The sequence below is a fragment of the Bilophila sp. 4_1_30 genome (genome assembly GCF_000224655.1).
Classification (GTDB): Bacteria; Desulfobacterota; Desulfovibrionia; order Desulfovibrionales; family Desulfovibrionaceae; genus Bilophila; species Bilophila wadsworthia.
Map to the genome: position 1 here is coordinate 212,753 of NZ_JH114234.1, position 5,060 is coordinate 217,812.

Annotated in this window: 7 protein-coding genes; all 7 read right to left on the minus strand. The window is 66.4% G+C overall.

From position 1 onward, the window contains the following. The coding region (locus tag HMPREF0178_RS22150; RefSeq protein ID WP_009381102.1) for a hypothetical protein at positions 1-512 on the minus strand (512 nt) is incomplete at its 3' end. Position 513: 1 nt separating this feature from the next. Next, positions 514-897 carry a hypothetical protein gene (locus tag HMPREF0178_RS17115; RefSeq protein ID WP_009381103.1) on the minus strand — a complete coding sequence of 128 codons (384 nt, stop codon included), beginning with the start codon at positions 895-897 and terminating at the stop codon, positions 514-516. A 9-nt stretch (positions 898-906) separates the two neighbouring features. Further along, the gene (locus HMPREF0178_RS17120; protein WP_009381104.1) at positions 907-1,500 is read right to left on the minus strand and encodes a glycosyl hydrolase 108 family protein; all 594 of its coding nucleotides are present in this window, start codon (positions 1,498-1,500) and stop codon (positions 907-909) included. Beyond that, positions 1,497-1,952: a phage holin family protein gene (locus HMPREF0178_RS17125; RefSeq protein WP_009381105.1), complete on the minus strand. Its 456-nt coding sequence runs from the start codon at positions 1,950-1,952 to the stop codon at positions 1,497-1,499. The genes HMPREF0178_RS17120 and HMPREF0178_RS17125 overlap by 4 nt, the downstream gene beginning before the upstream one ends. Positions 1,953-2,002: 50 nt before the next feature. Continuing rightward, positions 2,003-2,362, minus strand: a complete 360-nt coding sequence (locus HMPREF0178_RS17130) for a DUF2190 family protein (protein ID WP_009381107.1) — start codon at positions 2,360-2,362, stop codon at positions 2,003-2,005. Positions 2,363-2,374: 12 nt separating this feature from the next. Continuing rightward, on the minus strand, positions 2,375-4,297 hold the full coding sequence (locus HMPREF0178_RS20640; protein WP_009381109.1) for a Mu-like prophage major head subunit gpT family protein: 1,923 nt from the start codon (positions 4,295-4,297) through the stop codon (positions 2,375-2,377). Next, positions 4,284-5,060 (minus strand): phage portal protein (locus tag HMPREF0178_RS17140; protein WP_009381111.1); only part of this gene is annotated, 777 nt, incomplete at its 5' end. The genes HMPREF0178_RS17140 and HMPREF0178_RS20640, both read right to left, overlap by 14 nt.

The window sequence follows — 5,060 nt, forward strand, 5'->3', positions numbered from 1 at the left end:
AGAAATCGCGCCGCCGAGGGCGTCACCGCGCCGACGTCGACGCGCAGGTCGTTCATCATCTTGTAGCGCATGGCATTGACGAGCCGTCCGCCCATGGCCGCGCGTCCGCGCAGGGAACCGTCGCGGGTCCGCCCGCGCCAGCGTTCCATCAGCCGCTCCCGCCCGGAAACGGGTTTAAAGCCGACCCGCCGTTTGAGCTGGAAACGCCTGCCATGATGCCACCGCCCACGGCTCCACGTCCCGGCCTTGAGCATGTCCATGCGCCGGTACTGGTGCATTTTCGACAGTTCCGGCCACGAGGCGCGCAGTCCGCCGGAACCGCGCAGGGCGGCCTTGAGTTCGGCCCGGAGCATGTTTCCGGCAAAGCGCAGGGCGCGGCTGAACTCTTTTGGGAAGGCCTGCGCCATCGCATACAGCTCGGGGGCCGCCGACCGCTCAATCTTGCAGAACGTGCCGCCGAAGGCGGTAAAGCGTTCCGGCCCGGCATAGGACGCCTTGTATGCGCGGCCCATGTCAGCGCCTCGTCGCCCGCTGCGTGCCGCGCAGCAGCAGCCGCCACGCCACCAGATGCGGCATTCCGTTTTCGTCCCGGTCAATGACCATGCGGGCCGCTTCCGTGCGCCAGCGTTTCCCCATGCCGTCCAGCAGGTCGAAGCGCGGAGCTTCGGACATGTCCGTCGGGGCGTCCTCCGCCAGCATGAGGCCGTAGCCCCAGTCCGCGCCGGGGGGAATGCTGGCGGAGTCCGCCCACGCCAGCAGCTTGTTGCGTATGCTGTCCACGCCGCCGTAGTTTTGGCGGCAGACCATGTAGACGGTGCGGGCTTCGCCGTCGGGGTCGAGCGTGACGTACGTTCCCAGATCGCCGATGGCCTGCGCGAGGTCCTGTCTCAAGTCCATACGGCCCTCCTATGCGGCGCGCTTGGCGAGCCAGCCCCCGGCAAAACGCCGCCGGGCGCGGTTTTTCAGGCACAGTTCCACATAACGCGCGCCTTGCAGGGCGTTCAGGCCGTTGCGGATGGCGGTTCCCCGCCCGTCGGCGACGGCCTTGTGCAGCCGGGAAAGCGTTTTGGGGCCGAATGCGCCGTCAACGCCGAGGTCGGCCCCGTAGCGGAACACGCCCGGCGCGGCTTCGGCGTTCAGGGCGTTGAGCACCTGCTGGAGGTGGCGGCAGGTGCGCGGGTGGCCGAGGTTGATGGATTGCTCGAAAAGCTCGTGCGCCAGCGCGTCGGGCAGGTCCCCGCACTTCCAGCAGTCCCAGAATTCTTTCTTGTAGAAGCCTTGCACCAGTTTCAGCAGCACGCTCCGGACGCCTTCGCTTTTGAGCGTGCCCTGTTTGCGGGCGGATTCGATGACGGCCCAGCCCGGCCATCCGGGCCACGAGGCCGAGCTGATGCCCGCGAAGGTCAGCTTGCCGGGGTCCGCCGGATCGTCCGTCAGCTTCAGGCCGCCTTCCATGCCGGGGTCCATGACGATGGTTTCAAACGACGCGTCAAAGCTCATGCCCTGTTCTCCTCATTGAAAATGGCATCGCGGTACTTGCGCAGGCGGCCCCGCAGCTTGCGCGGAAAAGGCACGCCGAAAAAGGCAAGATGCTCCATGCACGACAACGCCTCGTTGATGCAGAGAAACGCGATGAAAAAATCACGCACGGGGAAGGGGACGCCGCTTTGCCGCACCGCGTGTTCGACGGCAGCCATCACGAATACGGCGACGGCGTAAAAGAACATCTTGCCGACGCCGGCCCGCATTTTCCTTCCGCTTATCCGGTCGAGCACCCACGCGCGGCAGAAGCCCAGCAGGAAATCGCAGCACAGCAGCAGAAAGAGAATGACGACAAGCGCGGAAATGCCGCCGAGCATCGAAGCCACGACAGAGCCGAAAAGCGATGCCGTCAGCTTGAAAGGCACGTCCAGCATCAGCTTGTCCGTCCATGCCACAACATCTTGCCACATATTTTTTTTCCAAAAGCGGCGGACGCCCCGGAGAACGCCCGCCGCGGAGCTCAGACGTTGATCTTGACGCTGACGACGGCAGCCGTGGAAGCCGCGGGCTCCCAGCACACGCCGACGCGCAGGTTGTTTGCGGCGTCGCTTCCCGACGTGGTTGTCGCCGCCGTGGTCAGCTTGCCGTCGGCGTCGAGGTAGACGGCGGCCCCCTGCGCCATTTCCTTGCCGCTGGCGGCGGCTTCCTTTGCCAGCAGGAAGACCCCGCAGGCGGCAAGCTCGCCTTCCGCGCCGGCGGGGATATCCGCGGCGGCCACGCCGACCATGCCGGACAGAGGCACCAGCTCGCCCGAAAGGACAGCTGCGGAACCGCTGTTCTTCCAGCGCATCCGGGAACCGTTCTGCATGAAGTTCTTCATTGTTCAGCCTCCTTACGCCGGAGCTACGCCGGGGTTTTTGGTTCCGGCGCGGGGATCGTTGATGAACGCGCCCGCGTCGATGCTCACCTTGAATTCCGTGCCGTCGATGGTCCAGCCCTGCCGCTGTTCCACGCGAGGGGTCTTGTTGCCGCCGAGCCACGCCACGGAAAGGAACGTGCCGCGCATCCCGGCGAGGAACCACGGCAACGCGCCCGTGCCGTCAAGCCGGGGTTCGATGATCGGCGTGCAGTAGTTCGTCCACGGGTTCGGCCTGTTCGGTTCCGCCTGCGTGCCGATGACCGTGGCGTTCAGGAGCTGGTAGGCTTCCATCTGAAGCGCGACCGGGATGAGCAGGAAGGAGGGACGCAGGGCCAGCGTTTTACCCGCGCCGTCTTTCTGCGTGCCCATGGCGGTGACGGCCTTGCCGAACGAGGCCGCGGAAATGGCCGCCGCCGTCAGCAGGTTTTTGCGGTCGGCGTGGAAGAGCGGCTTGCCGTCCTTGAGGTTCGCCGTGCTGGTGAGCAGGCCGTGGACGAGGTCGGCAACGGTGCGCTCGGCTGCCTGCCCCATCTTGCGGGGTATTTCCGTAAACTGGTTCAGATCGTTGTTGATGACGGCCTGACGGGAAATGCTGAACAGCTTCCCGTAGGTGGCGACGCTGAACACCGCGCCGCGGTCGCTGATCGCGCCGTGGGTGTATTCGCCGTCTTCGTTCACGCGGTCGAGCGTGGAGAAGGATTCGAGCGTCGCGCCGGTGTGCTCGCGGAAGTCCGCCGCCGTGGCCTCGCCCGTCCACAGGGAATAGGTTTCCTGCGCCTCTTCGGCCCCGGCCAGCACGGCCCGGTGCGCGGCGTCGGCGAGGATGGACGGGAAGTCGGACGTGGTGAACGCGCGGCCTACCATGTCCATGTCGCCGCGCGTGGGCTTCCCGGCCCGGCGCAGGCAGTCGCGGGCCAGTTCCGCCAAGGTGAAGCCGCGCAGCTCTTCCGCACCGGGGGCGGGCGTTTTGACCACGCGCCCGAAAGAGGTACGCAGTACCAGCGAATCGGCGGCGGCCGCCCGGAACTTTTCGCCCTCATCCTGCCCCATGCTGACGCGGAATCCGGGGACGGACTCGCTGTTCCGGGAGGATATGGCGTCGAGCACCTGCGCCCGGAAGGCGTCAAGGTTCACATGCTCGCGGATGGCGCGTTCCGCCAGTTCCGGCATCCCGTGCCGGACGGCGAGGGACAGAATATCGGCGGCGCGGGCCGCGTCGTCGGGGACGACGGGTTCCTGCACCGCGTCGGGAGCGGTGACGGGCAGCGGCTCCGAAGCGGAGCGGTTTTTCTGGACGGGGGGCGTGGCGACGGGTTCGGGCGTCGTCTGGGAAGGGAGCGTATTCGGCATGGTTGCCTCCGGGTTACACTGTTGAGAGCGGGCTTTGGCGGCGTCGTCCGCCCCGATGGGCGTCAGGGAACCTTCCCTGACGGTCCATTTGCTGACCACGCGGACGGGCCCGGCGAACGAACGCCCGGATTCCCCGACAAAGCCCGTTTCGCCTTCGGGAATCCAGTACGATTCGTCCACGCTGTAGCCCACGGAAATGTCGGTAAGATGCCCTTCGGTGACCTTGCGGAACGCGTCTCCGGCGGTGCTGGAAAAGTGCGCCGTGGCCAGCAGGCTTTCGCCTTCCACGCGCAGGCCGCGCAGGGAACCGAGCTGATCTTCGATGGAACAGCGGCTGTGCGCGTCGAGCAGCGGAACCTGTTCCGGGAAGGAGCAGCCGGACATGAGCAGGATTTCGTCAATCATGCCGCGTTCCCAGTCCCAGACGGGGACGCGTCCTTCCGTGGCCAGCACGAAATCGACGGTGCGCGCCGTATCGTCCAGCGAGGCGGGCGACTGGCGCAGGCCGAACGCGGCGTTGCGGGTCGTCAAATTATTTTTTGGCATCGAGTCCTCCGGGGGCGGTGAAAATGTCGCCGAAGCCCAGCCCCTTGCTTTCGGCCTTGGTTTTGGCTTCCGCGATTTCGTCCACCACCTCGTCGTAATCGCGGCCCCGGCGGGCGGCGATTTCCTGCGGCGAGCGGACGCCGAGCGCGACTTCGGCACGGAACGCGTTGATTTCCTTGAGCGGGTCGGGCGATTCCATGCCCGGCGCGATCCATTTGTCCGACCACGGTTCAAGCATGGCAAAGGCCGGGGCCAGCTCCGGGCGGCGCAGGCTTTCGACTTTCAGCCAGTCGCGGAAGACGGGGCGGCACAGCCAGCGGATATGGTTTTCCTGCGCCGGCTTGAGGGCCTGCGCGAGGTCGAGCCGGATGCCGCGCAGGTTGGAGTAGGATATCTGGTCGTAGTCGCCGGTGAGCAGCTCATAGGTAAGCCCGGTCCCCACGGCCAGCGTGCGGAGGTTGAAGCGCAAAAACGGCTCGAACGTCCCGGACTGGCGGTTTATCTGCGCCAGCGTGACGGAATCCCCGGCCCGGAGGTATTCGAGCGTCGCGTTGGAAAGGTGTTCGGCCCGGCGGCCCGCGGCCTTGCGGTCGGCCTGAAAGCCGACGGGGTCGTTCGACTGCACGAAGCCGAGGTATTTGGATTGCAGGCGCGTGGCGTCCAGTTCCGAGTCCAGCAGCTCGGCGAGGTCGCCCGCGACCATGACGCAGGCCACGAACGGGCTGATGCCGTGGAGCTGTCCGGGGCGCAGCGCCTCGAAGCC

Coding starts and splice junctions, on each gene's coding strand:
- HMPREF0178_RS17120 (WP_009381104.1), bottom strand. CDS start 1,500: ATGAGCTTTGACGCGTCGTTTGAAACCATCGTCATGGACCCCGGCATG.
- HMPREF0178_RS17125 (WP_009381105.1), bottom strand. CDS start 1,952: ATGTGGCAAGATGTTGTGGCATGGACGGACAAGCTGATGCTGGACGTG.
- HMPREF0178_RS17130 (WP_009381107.1), bottom strand. CDS start 2,362: ATGAAGAACTTCATGCAGAACGGTTCCCGGATGCGCTGGAAGAACAGC.
- HMPREF0178_RS20640 (WP_009381109.1), bottom strand. CDS start 4,297: ATGCCAAAAAATAATTTGACGACCCGCAACGCCGCGTTCGGCCTGCGC.
- HMPREF0178_RS17115 (WP_009381103.1), bottom strand. CDS start 897: ATGGACTTGAGACAGGACCTCGCGCAGGCCATCGGCGATCTGGGAACG.